The 16,503-nt window shown below is 29.3% G+C and carries 16 protein-coding genes, 1 pseudogene and 2 riboswitches; of the genes and pseudogenes, 13 read left to right on the top strand and 4 right to left on the bottom strand.

The window, feature by feature from the left end; genetic code table 11:
• Window positions 1-168 precede the first annotated feature (168 nt).
• From AB4Y15_RS07230 to AB4Y15_RS07215, 4 genes are all read left to right on the top strand, one after another.
• Entirely contained in the window at window positions 169-1,227 is a 1,059-nt protein-coding gene (locus tag AB4Y15_RS07230; RefSeq protein WP_427339393.1) for a 4Fe-4S dicluster domain-containing protein, read from the top strand.
• 142 nt (window positions 1,228-1,369) lie between these two features.
• A riboswitch (cobalamin riboswitch) is annotated at window positions 1,370-1,567 on the top strand.
• A 138-nt stretch (window positions 1,568-1,705) separates the two neighbouring features.
• A complete protein-coding gene (locus AB4Y15_RS07225) occupies window positions 1,706-2,941 on the top strand; it encodes an aspartate-alanine antiporter-like transporter (protein WP_427339392.1) in 1,236 nt (411 codons plus the stop codon).
• Between the two features lie 29 nt (window positions 2,942-2,970).
• Window positions 2,971-4,470 carry a succinyl-CoA:acetate CoA-transferase ScpC gene (scpC, locus tag AB4Y15_RS07220; protein WP_427339391.1) on the top strand — a complete coding sequence of 500 codons (1,500 nt, stop codon included), beginning with the start codon at window positions 2,971-2,973 and terminating at the stop codon, window positions 4,468-4,470.
• A gap of 24 nt (window positions 4,471-4,494) precedes the next feature.
• Window positions 4,495-5,343, top strand: coding sequence for a YitT family protein (locus AB4Y15_RS07215; RefSeq protein ID WP_427339390.1), 849 nt, complete (start codon window positions 4,495-4,497; stop codon window positions 5,341-5,343).
• Window positions 5,344-5,413: 70 nt separating this feature from the next.
• Here the strand turns inward: AB4Y15_RS07215 and AB4Y15_RS07210 are convergent, their stop codons facing one another.
• The 3 genes from AB4Y15_RS07210 to AB4Y15_RS07200 are packed head-to-tail and all read right to left on the bottom strand — an operon-like array spanning window position 5,414 to window position 7,886.
• Window positions 5,414-6,217 (bottom strand): MetQ/NlpA family ABC transporter substrate-binding protein, encoded by an 804-nt coding sequence (locus tag AB4Y15_RS07210; protein ID WP_427339389.1) that lies wholly within the window; start codon window positions 6,215-6,217, stop codon window positions 5,414-5,416.
• A 12-nt stretch (window positions 6,218-6,229) separates the two neighbouring features.
• Window positions 6,230-6,883, bottom strand: a complete 654-nt coding sequence (locus AB4Y15_RS07205; RefSeq protein WP_427339388.1) for a methionine ABC transporter permease — start codon at window positions 6,881-6,883, stop codon at window positions 6,230-6,232.
• The gene (locus tag AB4Y15_RS07200; RefSeq protein WP_427339387.1) at window positions 6,876-7,886 is read right to left on the bottom strand and encodes a methionine ABC transporter ATP-binding protein; all 1,011 of its coding nucleotides are present in this window, start codon (window positions 7,884-7,886) and stop codon (window positions 6,876-6,878) included. The genes AB4Y15_RS07205 and AB4Y15_RS07200 overlap by 8 nt, the downstream gene beginning before the upstream one ends.
• A 127-nt stretch (window positions 7,887-8,013) precedes the next feature.
• Window positions 8,014-8,119: riboswitch (SAM riboswitch) on the bottom strand.
• A 215-nt stretch (window positions 8,120-8,334) separates the two neighbouring features.
• Between AB4Y15_RS07200 and AB4Y15_RS07195 the strand changes: the two genes are divergently transcribed.
• From AB4Y15_RS07195 to AB4Y15_RS07160, 8 genes and pseudogenes are all read left to right on the top strand, one after another.
• Entirely contained in the window at window positions 8,335-8,922 is a 588-nt protein-coding gene (locus AB4Y15_RS07195) for a metal-dependent hydrolase (protein WP_427339385.1), read from the top strand.
• 15 nt (window positions 8,923-8,937) lie between these two features.
• Window positions 8,938-9,573: a regulatory protein RecX gene (locus tag AB4Y15_RS07190; RefSeq protein ID WP_427339384.1), complete on the top strand. Its 636-nt coding sequence runs from the start codon at window positions 8,938-8,940 to the stop codon at window positions 9,571-9,573.
• 42 nt (window positions 9,574-9,615) lie between these two features.
• Window positions 9,616-10,209, top strand: a complete 594-nt coding sequence (locus AB4Y15_RS07185) for an SOS response-associated peptidase (protein ID WP_427339383.1) — start codon at window positions 9,616-9,618, stop codon at window positions 10,207-10,209.
• A gap of 93 nt (window positions 10,210-10,302) precedes the next feature.
• The gene (locus AB4Y15_RS07180; RefSeq protein ID WP_427339382.1) at window positions 10,303-10,719 is read left to right on the top strand and encodes an FMN-binding protein; all 417 of its coding nucleotides are present in this window, start codon (window positions 10,303-10,305) and stop codon (window positions 10,717-10,719) included.
• Between the two features lie 74 nt (window positions 10,720-10,793).
• The gene (locus AB4Y15_RS07175; RefSeq protein ID WP_427339381.1) at window positions 10,794-11,831 is read left to right on the top strand and encodes an FAD:protein FMN transferase; all 1,038 of its coding nucleotides are present in this window, start codon (window positions 10,794-10,796) and stop codon (window positions 11,829-11,831) included.
• Window positions 11,832-11,883: 52 nt separating this feature from the next.
• Window positions 11,884-12,029 (top strand): annotated as a pseudogene (locus AB4Y15_RS07170) (transposase); the annotation flags it as partial.
• A 79-nt stretch (window positions 12,030-12,108) separates the two neighbouring features.
• Entirely contained in the window at window positions 12,109-12,453 is a 345-nt protein-coding gene (locus AB4Y15_RS07165; RefSeq protein WP_427339379.1) for a hypothetical protein, read from the top strand.
• A 420-nt stretch (window positions 12,454-12,873) separates the two neighbouring features.
• The gene (locus AB4Y15_RS07160; RefSeq protein ID WP_427339378.1) at window positions 12,874-13,566 is read left to right on the top strand and encodes a CPBP family intramembrane glutamic endopeptidase; all 693 of its coding nucleotides are present in this window, start codon (window positions 12,874-12,876) and stop codon (window positions 13,564-13,566) included.
• Window positions 13,567-13,705: 139 nt separating this feature from the next.
• Here AB4Y15_RS07160 and AB4Y15_RS07155 read toward each other — a convergent pair whose 3' ends face one another.
• Complete coding sequence (locus tag AB4Y15_RS07155; RefSeq protein ID WP_427339377.1) at window positions 13,706-15,229, bottom strand: phosphoenolpyruvate carboxykinase (ATP); 1,524 nt, start codon at window positions 15,227-15,229, stop codon at window positions 13,706-13,708.
• 410 nt (window positions 15,230-15,639) lie between these two features.
• Between AB4Y15_RS07155 and AB4Y15_RS07150 the strand changes: the two genes are divergently transcribed.
• Window positions 15,640-16,500 carry a Rossmann-like and DUF2520 domain-containing protein gene (locus AB4Y15_RS07150; RefSeq protein WP_427339376.1) on the top strand — a complete coding sequence of 287 codons (861 nt, stop codon included), beginning with the start codon at window positions 15,640-15,642 and terminating at the stop codon, window positions 16,498-16,500.
• Window positions 16,501-16,503: the final 3 nt, after the last annotated feature.

The raw sequence follows: 16,503 nt of genomic DNA, 5'->3' as shown, positions 1-16,503 counted from the left end.
AGAATTTTGTTTAAAATTTTCACCTAGTTTTTTTACTAAATTCTTTCAAGCATTCGCTTTTATTTTCATAGATATTTTAAAAAATAAGTTTGTCAACGATCTGATATTAGTTTGTTATATAATTGTATTATAAGTTGTAGGAAATTATTATTTAATAGGAGTGTCTATATGAAGAGGATAGATGAAAGAGATACAATGTTCGCGAGGATGAACTATAAAAAAGGTACGCCTCAGTATGAAGATTATTATAAAAGAAATAAAGACAAAAAGGAAATAGATGATGATATTAGGAATAGACCTCAAATATGTGGAGAAGGTACAGCTACTTATAGTCCAGTAAATTCGCCAATTGCAGTAGCAAACTTCAGATTTCTGGGAGATATAATGAATTATGTGGAAGGAGAAATTAATCCCGTTAAAGTTGAAGTTAATGCTGAGAATATGACAAAAAGGATAAAGGGATTAGCTAAGTATTATGGAGCTAAGCTAGTTGGAATAGCAAAAATGAAAGAATATCATTATTATAGTCATAGAGGTAGACAAGATGATGTATATGGTCAAGAAGTAGAAGCTAAACATCCTTATGGAATAGTTTTTGCAGTTGAAATGGATAAAAATATGATTAATAGAGCACCTCAAGTATCTGAAGTGATAGAAACATCAAAAGCGTATGTAGATGCAGCTATAATAGGAATGCTTTTATCTTATTATATTAGGGAATTAGGTTACGATGCAAGAAACCATATGGATGGTAACTATTTAGTCGTAGCTCCACTTGTAGCAAGAGATGCAGGAATTGGCGACATAGGAAGAAAGGGAATAATAATAACGAGAGAGTACGGTTCAAGGGTTAGATTAGGGGTAGTTACTACAGATATGCCATTAGTACCCGATAAGAGAATAGATTTTGGCTTAGAGGAATTTTGTAAGATATGTAAAAGATGTGTAAGAACATGTCCGGGCAGAGCAATTCCTTCAGGTGATCCAGTAGAGATAGATGGAGTAAAGAGGTGGCAGATAAAACAGGAAGATTGTTATAGGATGTGGAGAAGTCTAGGTACTGATTGTGGAATATGTATAAGTAGTTGTCCGTTTAGTCAAGGTATAGACCTAGAATTAATAGATAAAATAAAAGATTCAAAGGAAATAATCGATAAGGTATTAAAAGAACATGATGAAAAATATGGTATAAGACCATATATAAAAGACCCACCAGAGTGGCTTTAATTTGAATAAAATTTTGGATTTAAATAAATTATAAAAATGATTTTGTTCTAATTTTTTATGGATTATAAAAAGTTTAAAAATTTTGTTTTTTTTTAATATTCATTGACAAGTTGCAATTAGTTTAATAAAATGTGATTGGAAATAGAATACGGAGCTCTATGGTGCTTATGATAGATGTCATAAGCTTAAAAGGGAAGTTCGGTGGAAGTCCGACGCGGTCCCGCCACTGTGACGAGGAACACAGTTACACAAATGCCACTGTTTCTTTTAATAGAAATGGGAAGGCAGTAACTGTGTAATGATCCGGAGCCAGGAGACCTGCCATAGGGAACAATACCGTTTTTACCCACGAGGATGGGGAGGTATTATGAGTAGTATAGGCCGATTTATGCTATTTTAGAGGCGGTTATTTATTGCCATAATACACCTTATTCCCAAGTGGGAATAGGGTGTTTTTTCGTTCGAAAGGGGAGATAAAATGGATTTAGATGTTACAAAGTTTATAACTAATCCTTTTGTGTTGATGTTCGCTTCGGTTTTTTTGGGGCAATTATTAGGTAAAGTTAATTTTGGCAGATTTAAACTCGGCAGTTCTGGAGGATTGTTTACTGGACTTATACTAGGATGGTTTATATATAAGAATTATGCACTGCCGTATAAAGGTTTAGAACAGATGCCAGCATATGCTAAAACAATATTAAAACAAGGAGTGATTTCAAGAGATTTTTTCTTATTTACTCTTATATTGTTTGTAGCGGCTGTGGGACTTTTGGCTTCAAAAGATTTGGACAAAGTGTTGAAGAAATATGGGGTTAAGTTTATAATTTTAGGAATTATTATTACATTTACAGGGGCATTTGTTACTTATATTATGACTTTGATAAGTAAAGGACAAAATTTATTTGCCATTTCTGGGGTGTATACAGGGGCTTTAACAAGTTCTCCAGGTTTGGCTGCTGCACTTGAATCTGTTTCTATTTATGGTAAGGAAGCAGAAAGTATGGTTGGATTTGGCTATGCGATTGGCTATATACCAGGTGTTCTTATTGTTATTTTAGCTATGCAGTTTATGCCATTAATTTTTGGAATAGATATTAATAAAGAAAAAGAGGAATTTTTTAAAGAAATGTATTCATCTAAAGAAGAGAGTATTAAAGACAGAGAAGTACAATTTGATTTGATAGCGTTTGTTTTTGTATGTTTATTTGGTGTATTTATTGGGAATTTAAAAATATATTTGGGACCTACAATAAATTATTTTAGTTTAGGTACAACAGGTGGAGTTTTAATATCGTCCCTATTGCTTGGCTATATAGGTAAAATAGGCTTTTTAAATTTCAGAATGAATAGCAAGGTATTGAGTGTAATACGTGAATTGGCACTTTCTTTTTTCTTAACTATAGTGGGATTAAGATATGGATATTCTGCTTTAACATCGCTTACAGGTTCAGGGCTATATTTAGCCTTAATAGCATTAATTTGCGGTTTTTCTTCGATATTTGCTGGCTTTATTATAGGAAGATATGCATTCAAAATAAATTGGATTGTTTTGTCGGGGGCACTTTGTGGAGGTATGACGAGTACTCCGGGGTTAGGGGCTGCTATAGATGCTACAAATTGTGATGATGTAGCTGCTGGCTATGGAGCAACTTATCCATTTGCACTTTTAGGTATGATTATCTTTACTATTATATTGTATAAACTTCCAATTTAATTTTAATGAATTAGTAAGGAGGGGTGGGTATGCTTGATGATAGAATCAGAAATAAAGAATTATTAAGCAGGATAATGTCTGCAAAAGAGGCTGCTATGTTAATTAAAGATGGAATGAATATTGGTACGAGTGGTTTTACTCCATCTGGTTACCCTAAAGCAGTTCCATTAGCATTGGCTAAAAGAGTTAAAGAAACAGGTGAAAAAATAAGAATAGGTTTACTAACAGGAGCATCTGTAGGGGACGAATTAGATGGTGAGCTTTCTAGGGCTGGAATTATCGCAAAGAGATTGCCATATCAGACTAATGAAAGTATACGAGATTATACTAATAGCGGTGGTTGTGAATTTTTAGATATGCATTTGAGTCATGTACCCCAATATGCGAAATATGGATTTCTAGGGAAAATAGACATTGCAATAATCGAAGCTGTTGCAATAACAGAAGAAGGGCATATAATACCTTCTACATCTATCGGTTGTTCACCTACATTTGTGCAAATGGCTGAAAAAGTGATTGTTGAGATTAATACAAGTCAACCTCTTGATTTAGAAGGTATGGCTGATATATATATTCCCAATGATCCACCTAACAGAAAACCGATACCTATTGAAAGGGTAGATCAAAGAATTGGAACTCCATATATTCCATGTGGTTTAGATAAAATAGCAGCGATTGTAATAACAGATATTATAGATAATGTTAGACCTTTAGCCCCGATTGATGATATTTCAGAGAAGATATCAGGATATCTTATAGACTTTTTAGAACATGAAGTGAAAGTAGGCAGACTTCCACAAAATTTATTACCTTTGCAATCAGGTGTTGGAAGTGTAGCAAATGCAGTTTTAGCTGGGCTTTTGAAATCAAATTTTGAAAATTTAGTCTGTTATACAGAAGTAATTCAAGATTCAATGCTTGACCTTCTTGATTCAGGAAAGGTATTATTTGCTTCAGGTACTTCTATAACTCCTTCTAAAGAAGGGCTTGTAAGATTTAAAGAAAGGATTAAATCATATAAAGATAAAATAATTCTAAGACCTCAGGAAATAAGCAATAATCCAGAAGTAATAAGGAGATTGGGTGTAATAGCGATGAATACTGCCATAGAGGCTGATATTTATGGGAATATTAATTCTACAAACATATTTGGTTCAAGAATGATGAATGGTATAGGTGGTTCTGGTGATTTTACTAGAAATGCATATATTTCTATTTTTACAACTCCATCTACTGCTAAAAATGGAGCTATATCTTCAATAGTTCCTATGGTTTCACATCATGACCATACAGAGCATGATGTGATGGTAATAATTACAGAGCAAGGAGTAGCAGATTTAAGAGGCTTAAGTCCAAAGGAGCGTGCTAAAGTTATAATAGAAAATTGTGCACATCCTGATTTTAAACCAATGCTTAAAGATTATTTTAAAAGAGCACAATCTGGCAAATATAAACATATTCCACATATACTAAGTGAAGCATTATCATGGCATGATAGATTTTTGAAAACAGGTACAATGAAAATATAATAACTTTGGAGTTGAGGTGATGTTATGAGAAATATATTAAAGGATTATATCATAATAAGTATAGGAATTATTATTGTAGCTTTTGCATTAAGTTTTTTTCTTGTGCCAGCAGACTTGGCGGTTGGTGGAATTACAGGACTTGCAATGGTAATTAAGAGTATATTTCCTTCAGTATCTATTGGAGCTTTAATGTTTATTATGAATTTAATATTATTTGTTGTAGCATTTTTGCTAATAGGTAGTCAATTTGGAGCAAAAACGATATATGCTAGTTTTGGACTTTCAGGAGCCATGTGGGTTTTTGAAAAATATTTCACTATAAATGGACCAGTAACAGATGATATATTATTAAACTTGTTTTATGGTATTCTTATCCAGGGAATAGGTATGGCGATAATATTTTATCAAAATGCTTCAACTGGTGGTACTGATATTATAGCTAAAATATTAAACAAATTTTTCTCGATAGATATAGGTAAATCACTATTAATGGCTGATTTTGTAGTTACACTGTTAGCTGTACTTACTTTTGGAACTAAACTAGGATTATATGCTTTATTAGGAGTAATAATGAATGGATTTGTTATAGATAATGTAATAGAAGGGCTTAATGTTAAAATGAATGTTACAGTAATAAGCTCAGTTCCTGAAAAGATAAAGAGGTTTATAACAGAAGAGCTTGGAAGAGGAGCTACAATTTATTATGCAGAGGGTGCATATACGAATAAAACTAGACCTGTTATAATGGCTGTTATGAATAAAAAAGAATTTATCAGATTAAAAAGCTATATAAAGAAAATTGATAATAAAGCATTTGTTACAGTATCTACAGTACATGAAGTATTAGGTGAAGGGTTTAATATGTTTGAATAAGGGAAACCTCCTCTTAAAATAACAAATTAAGAGGAGGTTTTATAATATTAGTTAGCAACTTTAAAGAGTATTAAAATGCTGGTATAACTCCTCCATTATACTCTTTTTCAATAAACTTCTTAACTTCTTCTGATTGAAGAGCTTTAATTAGTGCTTTTAATTTTGGATTGTTTTCTTCTCCTTTTCTAACAGCTACAATATTTGCGTAAGGAGAATCACCATCTTCAAGTAAAATAGCATCTTTTGTAGGTATAAGACCTGCCTCTAAGGCGTAATTTCCATTAATTACAGCACCGTCAACATCTTTAAGCACTCTTGGCAGTTGAGCTGCTTCTAAGGATTTAAACACAAATCTTTTTGGATTTTCAATTATATCTTTTTCTGTAGCTTCAAGACCTGCATTTTCTTTAAGTTTTATAAGCCCATTTTTTTCAAGAAGTATAAGAGCTCTGCCGCAGTTTGTAGGATCGTTTGGGATAGCAATAACTGCACCCTCTTTTAATTCTTCTACTGATTTTACTTTTTCTGAATATAGTCCAAGTGGCTCAACATGTACTGCTCCTATAGATACAATATCTATATTGTTCTTTTTAGCAAAGCTATTCATATATGGTACATGTTGAAAGAAGTTTGCGTCAATTTCTTTTTCTGCTAAGGCTAAGTTTGGTTTTACATAGTCTGTAAATTCAATAATTTGTAAATCTATACCTTGTTCTTTAAGTTTATTTTTTACTACTTTAAGTATTTGTGCATGAGGTACTGGAGTAGCCCCGACTTTTAGTACGTTTTTATCTTCTTTTGAAGATTGACAACCACTAAGAATAACACCACCTAATATAGAAACAATTAGTAATAGAATTAAAGATTTTTTCATATTTATTCCTCCTTATCTTTTTTTATTAATACTCAATGCAATTTTATTGCCTATTGCTTGTACTCCCTGTACAAGTAGAATAATTATTATTACAGAAGCAATCATTACATCGGTTTCAAAACGGTAAAGTCCATAACGTATCGCTAAATCTCCTAAACCACCTCCTCCAATGGCACCAGCCATAGCTGAATAGCCAATTAAATTTATAATTGTTAAAGTGATACCAAGCACTAATGAAGGTAAAGCCTCGGGAATGAGTACTTTAAAAATAATCTGTGGGATTGTAGCTCCCATTGCTAAAGCTGTTTCTATAATTCCACTATCTACTTCCTTTAAGGAACTCTCGATTATCCTTGCTACAAAAGGAGCAGCCGCAATTGCTAAGGGTACAATGCTTGCTGTAGTTCCGATAGAAGTTCCTACAAGGAGACGTGATAGAGGGAAAACTAGAATCATTAATATAATAAAAGGAAAAGAACGACTTACATTTATCACAGTTCCCAGTATTGAGTTAAGTATAGGTTTTTCCCAAATACCGTTTTTTTCTGTAACTACCAGTAAAATACCTAGAGGAAAACCAAGGATTAGAGCAAATATTGTTGAAGCTGCTACCATGTATATTGTTTCCCATAGAGAAGGCAAAAGTAATTCTATCAAATTATCCATTCCATACTACCTCCAATCCTATTTTCTCTTTTTTAAGCCATTTAATTGCATTTTCTATTTCTTCATTTTTTCCATGGAGTTGTATAAGCAGAGTTCCTGTATTTGTTGTTTGTAATTCATTTATATTACCTGATAAAATGTTTATATCTATTGAAAAATGTCTAATTAATTGAGATATAATAGGCTTTTTTACAATTTCTCCTAAAAATTTTAATCGAATAACCTTGGAACCAGAAACCTTAGGAAAACAAATTTCTTCTTTATTATGTTGAATGTGTGAAATAAAAGCTTTAGCAATCTTTGTTTTAGGATTTGTAAATACTGTTTCAACTGTATCTAATTCGATTATTTCTCCATTTTCAATAATTGCAACTCTATCGCAAATATCACGAATTACCTCCATTTGATGTGTAATGAGAACAATTGTCAAACCAAATTTACTTTGAATTTCTTTAAGAAGTTTCAAAATAGATTTCGTAGTCTTAGGGTCAAGTGCAGAAGTTGCTTCATCACACAGTAAAATATCTGGTTGATTAGCAAGAGCACGAGCTATGGCAACTCTTTGTTTTTGTCCTCCGCTTAATTGGGAAGGATAGGCATTTTTTTTATCTGAGAGTTCTACTAAAGATAGCAGATTTTCTACTCTTTCTTTAATCTGTTTCTTGCTGTAGCCTGAAATTTCAAGAGGAAAAGCTACATTTTCAAAAACTGTCCTTGAATTAAGGAGATTAAAATGTTGAAAAATCATTCCAATACTTTTTCTTATTTCTCTGAGTTCATGTTTATTTAAAAGTGTTATATCTTTTTTATTAATAAAAATATTTCCACTTGTGGGTTTCTCAAGGAGATTTATACAGCGAATAAGAGTAGACTTTCCAGCTCCACTTAGACCTATGATTCCAAATATTTCACCTTTTTTGATTTCTAAATTGATATTTTTTAAAGCATGTACTTTTTCATTTTTATTTTCATATATTTTGTTGAGATTTTGAATTACAATCAATTACTTCACTCCTTTAACAAGTTAGTGTGCTAAATCATAATGATTATAATAATACCCCTTCTGTGAAGAGGGAGGATATTAAAAAAGCCTCTTTCAGATGAAAGAGGCATAAAAAACTTATTTCTCTCTCTCATCTCTCGGTATATCTTATACCGCAGGAATTGGCACCTTGTGTTTAAAACACAGGTTGCCGGGTTTCATAGGGCCAGTCCCTCCACCTCTCTAGATAAGAGCGTGTTATTCATTTTTGTCACTATAGTTTAAAATTCTAAATCATTTTATAGAGTTTGTCAATACTTTTTTATGAGTAAACAGTTTTATTAAAATAGCGCTATGAAACAAAGTTGTTTAAATAGCTTTGTTTCAGCTATTTAATTAAGTTGTTATCTATGCTATACTGGAACTAGTGTTCTACATAACTTAATAGAATCAGTCGGAGGTACAAAAGATGAAGGGTAAGACACATGTTATGCTAGGAGTTGCAGCAGGAATTACTGCTATTTCAGACTATTCTTTGGAAAATGGTATTATTTTTATTTGTTCAACAGTTTTGGGGTCTTTATTACCAGATATAGACCATCCAAAAAGCAAATTAAATCAGAAACTACTTTTTAAGAAAAATAGAATATTTAAAATTATATTCTACATGACTTTGAGTTTTGGATGTATCTATTTTGGCATAAATTTAAATAGCAGGCTCTTAAAAATTTTATCTATAACTTTAGCTTTTACAGGATTATCCCATCACAGAGGATTTACTCATAGCTTATTAGGTCTTTTATTATTTTCAATGGTTGTTAAAATTTTAGCAATAAGATATAATTTATTTGGAGTATATAAAGGTTTTATTATAGGTTATATTAGCCATTTGATTGCTGATTTTTTTACTAAAGGCGGTATAGAACTGTTTTACCCATGTAGTATTAAAATTTCATCTCCTTTTACCATAAAAAGTGGTGGTAGTGAAGAAGAATTGGTATTAAAGGGCTTATATTTTTACTTAATTTATGTTTTGCTTAAATTTATAGGGGTTTAGAAAGAAGGAATGATTATGGGTGTTGTTACTAAAATAGTCGAACAAAAAGATAATAAAGAAAAAGTTAATATATATATTGATCATGAATTTTTTATTGGAGTCCATAAAGAAGTCATTTATAAATTTAGAATTGAAGAAGGAGTTCAAATAGATAAAGAAAAGTTAGAACTCTTAATATTTGATGAAAATCTTAAAAGAGCTAAGAATAAAGCTTTTAGTATATTATCGCGAACAATGCAAAGTGAGATGTTACTTAGAGATAAGTTGTCTAAAGAAGGTTATCAAGATGAGATTATAGATAATGTAATAGAAATTCTAAAAGATTATAAAATGATTGATGATGAAGAATATGCAAAAAATTATGTTAGAAATAAAATAAATAGTAATAAATATGGCAAAAAACGTATCATATTCGAATTAACAAAGAGAAAAATAAGTGAAGATATAATAAACAAAGTTATTTCAGAAATAGAAGATGAAAAAATTTATGAAAATGCAGTTTATTTAGCTAAGAAAAAATTAAGAAGTATAAAGGATAAAGAGAAGGATAAAATATATCAGAAGTTATCTCAACATTTAGCTTATAAAGGATACGATTATGAAGTTATAAGAAAAGTTGTAAATACTGTCATGAAAGACTTAAATAGTTAAAATTAAGAAATTTTATTGTTGGTTGTAAGTGGGAGTGATTATATGTGTGGAAGATATTATCTTTTTACAGATATTGGGGAAATATCAAAAAGATTTAATATTAATTATTGTGATATTTTAATTAAACCAATGGCTGAGATATTTCCTTCAAATGAAGTTCCTATAATCATAAATAATGAAAAAGGCAAAATGATAAAGCTAATGAAATGGGGATTTAATTTGCCATATTTGAAAAAATTGATTATAAATGCAAGAAGTGAGACTATAGATACTAAAAAATTATTTAAATATTCTTTTTACAACAAGCGATGTTTGATACCAGCTAGTGGCTTTTTTGAATGGAAGAAGGAAAATGGCAAAAACATAAAATATAAAATATATTTGAAAGATGAAAGTTTATTTTCGATGGCAGGAATATATAGTTTTTTTCGAGATAAAAATGGTGAATATGTAAATTGCTTTACTATATTAACTACAAATGCTAATAAAAAAATAAGCAGCATTCATAATAGAATGCCAGTTATTTTGGACAGAGAAAGTGAACAAATATGGCTTAATAATAGTATTAAAGATGAAAGTCTTAAAGAACTTTTAAAGCCGATAGATGATGTGAAAGTTGAGATATCAAGAGTATAAAAATTGAATAAGGTATATTATATCTTTACTTAAGGCTGATGGTATAATAATATTATTTATGTGTAAATATTTTAATAAAAAGGGGTTTTGAGTATGAAAAGGACATCTTATATTATTATTTTTACAATAATTACAATGTTAATTATAACAGGATGTAGCTTGGTAACTGATAAGAATATGAGTCATAAAGATGGTACTTATAAAGCGTCTGATGATTATGATAAATATGGTTGGAAAGCAGAAATTTCAATCACTTATGAAAATGGTAAAATAGTTGATGTTGTATTTAATGAAGTCAATAAAGAGGGACGAAATAAAAATGAAGACAAAGAATATGCTGAAAAAATGAAAGAAGCATCAGGGATAACTCCAGAAGATGTTAAGATTAAATTGGAGAAGGAGCTTATTAGTAAACAAGATATTGATGAAGTAGATGTAGTTACTGGTGCAACGTATACTAGTGAAAGGTTTAAAAAATTAGCTAAAAAGGCTATGAATAATAGAAAATAAAGGCTTTAGAGTTCGACTCTAAAGCCTTATAATATATTTAGGGTTAAAATTAAAATATGAATTGGAGGATTGAAATGGGAAAAATCAGGAGAGTAATTTATTTATTTTTAATTGCTGTAATGATTTTTAATTTGGTAGGATGTTCAAAAGAAGTGAGAAATAAACCATTAACAAAAACTGAATTTCTATTAGGAACTATAGTAACATTGAATATATATCAAAATGTCGATTCAAAAATTTTTGATAAGGCATTTGAAAGAATTAAAGATATAGAAAATAAAATGAGTAGAAATATCAAAAATAGTGATATATATAAAGTTAATATTAACTCAGGAAATGGCTATATCAAAGTTTCCGAAGATGTATTTGATGTAATTAAAAAAGGAATATTTTATTCTAATTTATCTAATGGGAAATTTGATATTACTATAGGTCCTTTAGTTGAATTATGGGGAATAGGCACAGATAGGGCTAGAGTACCGAGTGAAGAAGAAATAAACAATGCAATAAAATTAATTGATTATAAAAAGATACAATTAGATGAAAAAGAGATAAAAGTAAAACTTATGGAAAAAGGCATGAAAATAGACCTTGGAGGGATTGCTAAAGGCTATGCTGCTGATGAAGTAGTTGATATTTTAAAAAATGAAAATGTAAAGCATGCTATTATAAACTTAGGAGGAAATATTTTTGCTTTAGGCAGTAAACCTGATGGTTCTCCTTGGAATATAGGAGTTCAGAATCCTTTTACTAAAAGAGGAGAATATATTGGAATAGTTAAGGTTGTAGATAAAACTGTTGTTACATCAGGTATATATGAAAGATATTTTGAGCAGAATGGAAAAAGATATCATCATATATTAGATCCTTATACAGGGTATCCAGTAGAAAATTCATTAGTGAGTGTTTCAATAATAGCAGATAAATCAATTGATGCAGATGCACTTTCAACAATTGCTTTTTCTTTGGGGCTTTCTGAAGGGAAAAGGCTAATAGAAAATTTAGATGGAGTAGAAGCTATATTTATTACCAAAGATAAACGTATTTTTATTACAGATGGACTTAATAGCACTTTCAAATTAACTAATCCGGAATTTCATATGCAAAAATGAAAATGCGGTTATTTTTGATATGCTCCCCTTAGAGTATACAGATAAAAAATAAAAAATGAGTGTGTTATCTTTCATGGGTTATCTCAAAGGGAAAAGTAGTTTAATGATATTTGATAGACATGTAAATTTAAAATTAAATATGGGAATAAAGGATACTATGTAAATACAGTAGGAAGAAATGAAGAAGTAATAGAGAAATAAGATAAGTTACATATATATTTCTAGAATACGCTTGAGGATATAAACTTAAATTTAGAAGCAAGAGGAGATGTTATTTGTGATTTTAAATTATGTATATTTAATTATAAGTTGTATTTATGGTTTATTATCAATAGTTGCAGGTATTCTACAACTGAAAAATAGAGATTTAAATATGAAGTTAAACTGCATTTTAGGGGTTATACCAGGTGGATTATTAGTTATTATGTCTAATTTAAATATGTTTATAGTAACTAGATATTTATTTTATATTTTAATAATAGGATTAGTAATTCTCCATATTTCTGCAATTATAAATGGTTTATTAATGTATGGGAAGTTAAACTTAAAACATCATTTTATTAGACTTATAGTTTCTATTTTAATACTACTGTTTTTTATTTTATCTAACAATTTTATCTAGGATATATAAAAATAAGTGAAGTTCATATTACATAGCAATAGCAAATGGTAATGATTATGATTTAGTGAAAACTTGCTTGGTATTTTTATAAAAAATCAAAATTTTGTGCGAAGTTAGGTGCAGTAGGTATAGAATTATTTAATTTTGAAAAAGAAATAGTTGAACTTAGATACTTAGGAAAATTAATGGATAAAAAACAATTAACATTTAATTATGATGTTTTTGATATTAAGGCATATGGCATTAATGATTTAAATTCTAAAATTAAGATATGTAAAATAAACTTATAAAGATTAGCGAAACTAAAATAGAAATTCAAAAAGTGGATTAATATTAGGGGTGGTATATATAAGGATGTAGATGTATTGATTTCAAGCTTAAATAATGTTTGTGTAAAATAATTGGTATGAAATTGTATAAATGAGAGGAATGGGTGGAGTGCGGAATATCAAAATTAAGTATCCTATTTTGGATTTTTCAGTATCATTTATGATTTTTATAATTATATATTCTGTGATTAGTGTTTTATTTAATAAATTATGTTTAAATTTTGAGGCTAAAAAAATTTTAATAATTAAAAGAATAGTTCAAGGATTTCTTTATTTGGCATTTATAATTTTTTTACATTATAAAAATTCTGTTAAATATGATTACTTTGGGCCAATGAATATAAAAACGCTGTTTATAGCATTGTTAATTATGTTTTTTTTATATTTTTTATACGAAAATACAATTCAGATAATTATTGATAAATATTTTTCATATAAAGTAAGTAATTCAGCAAATTCAATAGAAGAAATATTTTCTAATCCTATAGCAGCTTTTTTTCAAGTTTGTATAACAGCCCCAATTGTTGAGGAGGTACTCATTCGAGGATATTTTTTTAAAACTTTAAATGGAAGCTACACAATACTTCAAACAATAATAATAACTAGCATTTTTTTTGGAATATTCCATTTTGATTTTGTGAATACTATTTTTTACTTAATAATTGGTATATTTTTAGGAATAGTGTTTGTTCAAACAAAATCAATTATTTATTGCATAATATTACACTTTAGCTTAAACTTCTATTCATTTATTAGTTACTATATAAATAGGCAGCATTTATAGAATTTTAATATGTGCTTCAATCATAAAAAAGCTTGCATAAAAAAGGTCTGCGAAAATCAAAGATAAACATGTATAGAGAATATTATGTTGATATAGTAATAATTTATTAAAAAACTAAATGCGGCTATTTTAGCCGCATTTATGCTATACTATTTACTAATTGCATATCTAAATTTTCAAATCTTGATAACCATTTAACTCTCTCTTCTTTCAACTTATTTACTAATGATTTGTATTCTAAATCCGTGTAATATCTTTTTGGATTATACTTATCCATATCTAAATCATTTACTGATTTTGGTACTAGATAGCCCCAATCCTTATCAATTTCCCATTCTATTGTATCTCTTGCAATTTCACGCATAATAGTTGTTGAAACTTCTATAGTGATTTTTTCTCCTTCAAAGTTATTGCTTTTACCAACTCTTCCTGTATTTAAAATATAGCATTCCATATCAGGATTTTGTTTTAGTATTCGATATAGCCTGTGCCCTTCTTCTGCTTCAGGTCCTATAATAAAAGGATTAGTACCAACACATCTTTTCGATTGTCCTGCTTTAGTAGGATCTCCTGCAGAAGTTTCAATAGATTCTCCTAGCATAAAGAATGTAGCTGCTTGAGAAGCGGTTAATTTAGCAACTGGTGGTATAATATCATTTCTCCTAGTTATAAATATAAGTTTATGAGCTTTTTCAAGGTCGATACTATCATCTGTATTATCGATTTCTTCTCTAAGCACTATGCCTCTTCCGTTTGAAGTCAATTCTGTATTTAAAAAGTCAACTTTACCATTTTCATAAACTTTAACGTTTTCAAAAATGGCATTTGGACTTGTTGCAGCTTTATATAAAACTCTTTGACTTTCGCTTAATCCTTCAGTTTTAATAAAGAAGCCATTTTCACTTCCAGCACAATATCCGTTTATATCCATAAATATTACATCATCTTGTCTAATAATAGCCTTTTCTTCTCCTTTCAGATTGTGATCATGGATTGTTAATGTTGTTTTTCCAGTACCACTTAATCCAAACATAATAAAACCTACATCTTTTAATATTCCATCTTTATCTTTTACTCTTAACACTTTACTACCGGCATGAAGTCCTAAACCGCCCATTTTCTTAACTTTATACATAGCCATTCTTAAGAAAGATTTTTTAGCTTCACCAAAATAATCAGTTCCTAATATATAAGTTACTCCTTCTTCTGGATATATTAATATAATCCTTTCAGGCCATTCAGGAACATAGACGCTTACAATATCAGGATGATTAATATTATCGGGAGTGAATAAAGAATTATTCCACATATATGCAATCCTGCTATATTCTTTAGTTATATAAAGTCTACAGTTAAATGAGAATTTACTATGCATTCCCATCTTTTTATCTAATCTAATTAATTCCTTATTCATTAAATAATTATTCACTTCATTAACAATTCTATTTGCTTCTTTTTTAGAAATTCCCTGCTGATCTACACCTAAAGGTATATCGTCTACAACAAAAGTATTTTTAGCACTTCTACTTCTTACATTAGTTATGAAACAAAGGCTATTAAATTCTGTAACTATTCCTTTATCTTTGCTTAAAATCTCTAATTCTTTTTTAGTTGGGTTTATTAACATGTTATTGAAAGCGTTATCGCTGAATAAATGTAGCATAATAACAGTCCTCCTATGAAAATATAGAATTAATATAGTTTAACACATAAATAGTATAACACATTAGGTTGAATTATGCATCATTAAATTATAAATTTATTGAAATATATTATATTAATAGATAAAATTACATAACAAAGTTATTAAATAAATGTAATATTTGAATATATTTTTATTAGCAGTTTAGATTGTATTAGATATTTTAGTATGATAAAATTATTTTTGGATAGTATCCTTAGTGGAACTATACCATTTAATCTGATTAACAATAAAATATAAATATTTGAAAACTGCTCTGAGCCTATGTGGACGGAGACAGGAGAAGAAAATTTTGAGAAAGAATACGTAACTATACCCTTCTTGTGTCTTTTTGCCCACAAGAGGGGTTTTTTGTTAGAGGAGGGGGTCAAATGAAAATAGGTTTTATAGGGGCGGGGAAGGTAGGATGTGCTTTTGGGAAATATCTAAAAGATAATGGTTTCGATGTTGTAGGATATTATAGTAGAAAGTTTGAATCTGCACAAAAAGGAGCTAAAGAGGTTGAAGGCATTGCTTTTGAAAGCTTGCAGGAACTATTAGATTTAACACAATTGATATTTATAACAACTCCTGATGATGCAATTAAAAAAGTAGCTGATGAAATATCCGAATATTACGATATAAAAAAAGGCCAGATTTTCGTCCACATGAGCGGAGCTTTATCTTCAAAAGAGCTTATTTCTTTGAAACAGAAAGGAGCTTATATATACAGTTTGCACCCATTACAATCATTTGCAGATATAAAATCTGCTTTAATAAGTCTTAAACATACTGTGTTTACTGTAGAAGGGGATAAAGAAAAAATAAATATACTAAAGGATATGTTAGAAAAATGCGGCAATAGATTCTTTACAATAACAGAAGAATTAAAAGGTCTTTATCATGCTTCAGCATGTGTAGTATCAAATTATTTAGTTACTTTAATCGATTATGGTTTAAAGTTTTATGAGATTATGGGAGTAGATAAAGAATTAGCAATAGAAGCTGTATATCCATTGATTAAGGGAACTATTGAGAATATAAGAAAACTTGGGACTAAAAGAGCATTGACTGGTCCTATAAAAAGAGGAGATGTAGGAACAATAGTTAAACATATTGAGAGTCTAGAAAATTTCGCTCCAGAATTACTAAACTTATACAAAATTTTAGGCTATGAAACTGTTAAATTGACTGAAGGAGATTATAAAAATAAATCTATTTTAGAGTTAAAAAAAATATTAAAAGAGGTGTAAAAT

The organism is Caloranaerobacter longqiensis (assembly GCF_050286925.1).
In the GTDB taxonomy this organism is placed as follows: domain Bacteria; phylum Bacillota; class Clostridia; order Tissierellales; family Thermohalobacteraceae; genus Caloranaerobacter.
This window is presented reverse-complemented; position numbering and strand designations above follow the sequence as displayed.

Excerpts from the sequence above, each read along its gene's own strand:
- AB4Y15_RS07230 (WP_427339393.1), top strand. The coding sequence starts at position 169 with ATGAAGAGGATAGATGAAAGAGATACAATGTTCGCGAGGATGAACTAT.
- AB4Y15_RS07225 (WP_427339392.1), top strand. The coding sequence starts at position 1,706 with ATGGATTTAGATGTTACAAAGTTTATAACTAATCCTTTTGTGTTGATG.
- scpC (WP_427339391.1), top strand. The coding sequence starts at position 2,971 with ATGCTTGATGATAGAATCAGAAATAAAGAATTATTAAGCAGGATAATG.
- AB4Y15_RS07215 (WP_427339390.1), top strand. The coding sequence starts at position 4,495 with ATGAGAAATATATTAAAGGATTATATCATAATAAGTATAGGAATTATT.
- AB4Y15_RS07210 (WP_427339389.1), bottom strand. The coding sequence starts at position 6,217 with ATGAAAAAATCTTTAATTCTATTACTAATTGTTTCTATATTAGGTGGT.
- AB4Y15_RS07205 (WP_427339388.1), bottom strand. The coding sequence starts at position 6,883 with ATGGATAATTTGATAGAATTACTTTTGCCTTCTCTATGGGAAACAATA.
- AB4Y15_RS07195 (WP_427339385.1), top strand. The coding sequence starts at position 8,335 with ATGAAGGGTAAGACACATGTTATGCTAGGAGTTGCAGCAGGAATTACT.
- AB4Y15_RS07190 (WP_427339384.1), top strand. The coding sequence starts at position 8,938 with ATGGGTGTTGTTACTAAAATAGTCGAACAAAAAGATAATAAAGAAAAA.
- AB4Y15_RS07185 (WP_427339383.1), top strand. The coding sequence starts at position 9,616 with ATGTGTGGAAGATATTATCTTTTTACAGATATTGGGGAAATATCAAAA.
- AB4Y15_RS07180 (WP_427339382.1), top strand. The coding sequence starts at position 10,303 with ATGAAAAGGACATCTTATATTATTATTTTTACAATAATTACAATGTTA.
- AB4Y15_RS07175 (WP_427339381.1), top strand. The coding sequence starts at position 10,794 with ATGGGAAAAATCAGGAGAGTAATTTATTTATTTTTAATTGCTGTAATG.
- AB4Y15_RS07160 (WP_427339378.1), top strand. The coding sequence starts at position 12,874 with ATGAGAGGAATGGGTGGAGTGCGGAATATCAAAATTAAGTATCCTATT.
- AB4Y15_RS07155 (WP_427339377.1), bottom strand. The coding sequence starts at position 15,229 with ATGCTACATTTATTCAGCGATAACGCTTTCAATAACATGTTAATAAAC.
- AB4Y15_RS07150 (WP_427339376.1), top strand. The coding sequence starts at position 15,640 with ATGAAAATAGGTTTTATAGGGGCGGGGAAGGTAGGATGTGCTTTTGGG.